Annotated in this window: 1 protein-coding gene; it reads right to left on the bottom strand. The window is 37.7% G+C overall.

Translation table 11 applies throughout. The features are described from left to right. Window positions 1-169, bottom strand: a 169-nt coding sequence (locus AB4585_RS22415; protein WP_372171013.1) for a Wzz/FepE/Etk N-terminal domain-containing protein, incomplete at its 3' end; no start/stop codon positions are given. Window positions 170-361 lie beyond the last annotated feature (192 nt).

Here is a 361-nt window from a genome sequence, read left to right as displayed (position 1 = left end):
ACACCACAGCAACAGCAGCAAAAATAAAAGTAGTCGCTACAATTAAAATCTTGCCCTTCCAAAGCGCGATGAATAATTCTCTTAGGTCAATCTCATCATCCTGATAGTAGGCTTCACCCATAGGACTTTGCTGTGATGACACTGGTTGTTTAGACTGATTCAAGTTCATTCCTCTATAACTTTATCTACGGCTTCTTCATAAATGGATAAACGGCATCAATACAAGGTAGATAGTCCGTTGCTATTACACCTAAGTTTCTCATAAATGTAGGTTTAATTCCCTAGATTTTAGTTCCTTGTTATACTCTGAGTTAATCAAATTTGAAGGAAAGTGCAAAATGATCATAGTAACCGGTGGCGC

Source organism: Vibrio sp. 10N.222.49.C9, assembly GCF_041474985.1.
In the GTDB taxonomy this organism is placed as follows: domain Bacteria; phylum Pseudomonadota; class Gammaproteobacteria; order Enterobacterales; family Vibrionaceae; genus Vibrio; species Vibrio crassostreae_C.
This window is presented reverse-complemented; position numbering and strand designations above follow the sequence as displayed.